Source organism: Sphingomonas sp. Leaf38, from assembly GCF_001421825.1.
Lineage (GTDB): Bacteria > Pseudomonadota > Alphaproteobacteria > Sphingomonadales > Sphingomonadaceae > Sphingomonas.
The window spans coordinates 1-3,583 of record NZ_LMLD01000011.1 but is presented as its reverse complement, the minus strand read 5'-3'; the positions used below and the strand labels follow the sequence as shown (position 1 = coordinate 3,583).

4 protein-coding genes are annotated in these 3,583 nt (G+C 68.6%); 3 read left to right on the top strand and 1 reads right to left on the bottom strand.

Annotated features, from left to right (window positions below):
• Positions 1–49: 49 nt before the first annotated feature.
• Positions 50–913 carry a peptide chain release factor N(5)-glutamine methyltransferase gene (gene prmC, locus ASE88_RS07355; RefSeq protein WP_235527870.1) on the top strand — a complete coding sequence of 288 codons (864 nt, stop codon included), beginning with the start codon at positions 50–52 and terminating at the stop codon, positions 911–913.
• A 242-nt stretch (positions 914–1,155) separates the two neighbouring features.
• The gene (locus ASE88_RS07350) at positions 1,156–2,451 is read left to right on the top strand and encodes a DUF4167 domain-containing protein (protein WP_055875076.1); all 1,296 of its coding nucleotides are present in this window, start codon (positions 1,156–1,158) and stop codon (positions 2,449–2,451) included.
• A gap of 199 nt (positions 2,452–2,650) precedes the next feature.
• Here ASE88_RS07350 and ASE88_RS07345 read toward each other — a convergent pair whose 3' ends face one another.
• Entirely contained in the window at positions 2,651–2,941 is a 291-nt protein-coding gene (locus ASE88_RS07345) for a hypothetical protein (protein WP_055875078.1), read from the bottom strand.
• A gap of 71 nt (positions 2,942–3,012) precedes the next feature.
• Here ASE88_RS07345 and ASE88_RS07340 point away from each other — a divergent pair, with 71 nt between their 5' ends.
• Complete coding sequence (locus tag ASE88_RS07340) at positions 3,013–3,441, top strand: CBS domain-containing protein (RefSeq protein ID WP_055875081.1); 429 nt, start codon at positions 3,013–3,015, stop codon at positions 3,439–3,441.
• The last annotated feature ends 142 nt before the right edge of the window (positions 3,442–3,583 follow it).

Below are 3,583 nucleotides of genomic sequence, written 5' to 3'. Positions count from 1 at the left end.
GGGGGGGGGGGGGGGGGGGGGGGGGGCTTCCTGTCGAGGGCATCCCCCGGTGATAGCCCCTCCCCCGACCCCTCCCGCAAGCGGAAGGGGAGCCGTAAGCGCGGCGATCGCCACCGCCGCCGCGCGCTTCGCCTTCTCCGAAACGCCGCGGCTCGATGCCGAACTCCTGATGGCGCACGCGCTCGGCGTCGATCGCAACGCCATTCTCCTTGACCCGACGCGCTACGCCGTCCCCGCCGCCTTCGCCGCGCTCGTCGAACGCCGTCTCCGGCACGAACCGATCGCCTATATCACCGGCACCCGCGGCTTCTGGTCGATCGACCTCGCGGTCGGCCCCGGCGCGCTCGTCCCCCGCGCGGACAGCGAGACGCTGCTGATCGCCGCGCAGGCGCATTTCGCGGGTCGCGCGCCCGCGACCGTGCTCGACCTCGGCACCGGCCCCGGCACGCTGTTGCTCGCCGCGCTCGACGAATGGCCCGCGCAAGGTCTTGGCGTCGACTTTTCCTCGCAAGCGCTCGCCTACGCCCGCGCCAACGCCGCCACGCTCGGCATGACCGACCGCGCGCGCTTCATCCGCGGGCGCTGGGCGAGCGCGATCGTCGGCCAGTTCGACCTGATCCTCGCCAACCCGCCCTATATCGCCACCGACGAGACACTTCCGGCCGAAGTCCATGACCATGAACCGCACGCCGCGCTGTTCGCCGGGCGCGACGGGCTCGACGATTACCGCATCCTCGCCGCGCAACTCTCGGCGCTGATCGCCCCGGGCGGAGCGGCGATCATCGAGATCGGATCGACGCAGGCGACCCCCGTCACCGCGCTGCTCGAAGCGCAGGCTTTGCACGTCGCGCTCCACCACGACTATGGAAACAACCCACGCGCGCTGGTCGCGACGACAGGAATACGCCGATAACCTGTAGTTTTCGCTTGTAGTATGGCCCTTGCGGACGCTATCACATGGGCAGGGGCACGCACTCTCGACGATTGGTCGGTTTAGAGCGTTGACCCGCATCCTTCGCTTTGAGGTCGCTGCAGTCCGGTGGCCCTGGCAAGCGCGACGCACCGATCTCGTGTAGATCGTCGGTGCGCGGCGGGGGGTTTGCACCGCATTTCGGAGCACGACCAGATTTTGGTTCGACGACTGAGGACACAAGCTTGATCAACAACCGGCAAGCCGGCCGCCGTCGCGGTCGTGGCAACAATAATAATGGCGGCGGCGGTAGCGGTGGCGGTCAACGCCAGGGCGGCGGCGGTGGCAGCCAGGGCGGACGCGATACCGGCAACCGCATCGACAGCCGCGCGCGCGGCAACGCGAGCCAGCTGTACGAGAAGTACAAGAACCTCGCGCGCGACGCGCAGATGCAGGGCGACCGCGTCAACATCGAATATTACCTCCAGTTCGCAGATCACTATTTCCGCGTTCTGAGCGAGACGCGCGCACGCTTCGAAGAAAGCCAGCCCCAGGCGCAGCAGCAGCCGCGGCGTCAGCAGCCGTTCGACCTCGACGGCGACGACGATTATGGCGACGAGGGCGAACCGATCCGGTCGGGCGAGCAGCAGGGCGTGGCCGAGCAGGGCCGTGGCGATCATCAAAACGGTGGCCAGCAGAATGCCGGGCAGCAGAATGGCCAATACCAGAACGCGCCCCGTCAGGCTCGCGATAGCCAGAACCGTGAAGACCGGCCGCAGCGCGACGACCGTCCGCGGTACGAGAACACCCGCTACGAAGGTCAGCGTAACGAAGGCCAGCGTAACGAAGGCCAGCGCAACGAGGGCCAGCGCAACGAGGGCCAGCGCGAAGATCGCGTCCGTGGCGACAGCCCGCGTAACCAGCGCATGGCGAACCGTGACGGCCAACCCCGCGACGAGCGCGGCAGCGAAGAGCAGGGTCAGGCCCGCGAAGCGCAGTCTCGCGAGGCTCAGGGTCGCGACGAGCAGGTTCGCGAACCCCGCTCCGACTACCGCGATGCGCCGCCGCGCGAGACGATCCGGCGCGCGCCGCGTGCCACCGCCCAGACGGCCGACGTTCAGACGGGTAACGGCCAGATGGGCAACGGCCAGACGGGCAACGCCAACCAGGATTCGGAAGCCGACGCGCTACGGTCGGTGACCGGGTCCGCCGATCCGGTCACGCAGCCGACCGAAGCCGGCGAGATCGGGTCGCTCGTCGCGGCACCGGCGGTCGCCGCGACCGAGGACCAGCCTCGCCGCCGTGGTCGCCCGCGTCGTGATCGCAGCCTCGACGCGCCAACGCCGCAGGACGAGGGCGCACCGAGCGCGTTCGACGCGGATCGTCTGCCGCCATCGCTCGGCATTTCGGCCACCGTTGCTCCGGCACCAGCCTCGGCGCCGGCGGTCGAGGCTGCCCCCGTCGCTGCCGACGCGTCGCCCGAGGAAAAGCCCCGCCGTCGCCGCGTGCGCGCGGTGCCCGACGAGGTTCAGGCGGGCTGATCCCGATACGTCACCCGGTTGTGCGTCCGGGATGATGGAAAATTGGCCGGTACCGCAGTGCGGTGCCGGCTTTTTTCATGCCTGGACCATATCCGAACGCCTTCACCGCGCGAGTGCGAAGGCCGGCCGGCAACCCGATGGTGCTGGTTCAGTCCGCGCCGACGTCCGCGGGGACCAGTCCCGCCCCGCGACGCGCGTGTCACTCGATCCGGGTCACGTCCTCGTCGTGCCCGCTGCCCGAGCTCAGAAACACCAGCCCCATCAATAGTCCGGCCATCATCACCGATCCGCCGACCCCGCCGATCACCGCGAGCATCGTCACCAGGTGCAGCGGTCCCTGCAGATGCGCCATGCCCGCGATCACCCCGGCAACGCAGAGCGCCGCCGCGAGCACCATCCACGCCATGATCGCACGGAACCGCGCCCAGGCGAACGCGGCATAATGCGGATCGTCGAGTCCGGCGGGAGGATCGGGCAGGCGATCGGTCATCGCTTCACATTGCCGCGCAAACATGGTTTCCTCAACCCACGCGCACCAGACGCAGTAGAGGAGAGGCGAAGATGACGATCGCGGCGATCCTGAAGGACCGGAAGGGCGGTATCGTGTCGCTGACCCCCGACGATACCGTCGCGCAGGCGGTGACGCTGCTCGCGGACAAGCGGATTGGTGCGGCACCGGTACTCGATGGCGACCGCGTGGTCGGCATCTTCTCCGAACGCGATGTCATCCACTGCCTGCAATCAGACGGTGGCGCGGCACTCGACCGCCGGATCCGCGAGGTGATGACGACCGCGGTGAAGTCGGTCGGGCCGGGCGAGTCGGCGATCGGCGCGCTTTCGCTGATGACGCAACGACGGATCCGGCATCTGCCCGTGATCGAGGGCGATACGCTGGTGGGTTTCGTCTCGATCGGCGACCTGGTGAAATACCGGATCGACCGGATCGAGGCGGATGCGGCGGCGATGCGCGAGTATATACAGTCGGCGTGACGGGCAGGGAATCGGCTACGGGCTGAGCGCTGGGGGGCAACTACTCGACGGCGATCGCCGCAGCCCTGGCCGCTGGGGGCGTGGGGCGTCGAAACGCGCGAGCCGGAGAAAATTGCCACAAATATGCAAGAAAGCGTTTGAC

Excerpts from the sequence above, each read along its gene's own strand:
- ASE88_RS07345 (WP_055875078.1), bottom strand. The coding sequence starts at position 2,941 with ATGACCGATCGCCTGCCCGATCCTCCCGCCGGACTCGACGATCCGCAT.
- ASE88_RS07340 (WP_055875081.1), top strand. The coding sequence starts at position 3,013 with ATGACGATCGCGGCGATCCTGAAGGACCGGAAGGGCGGTATCGTGTCG.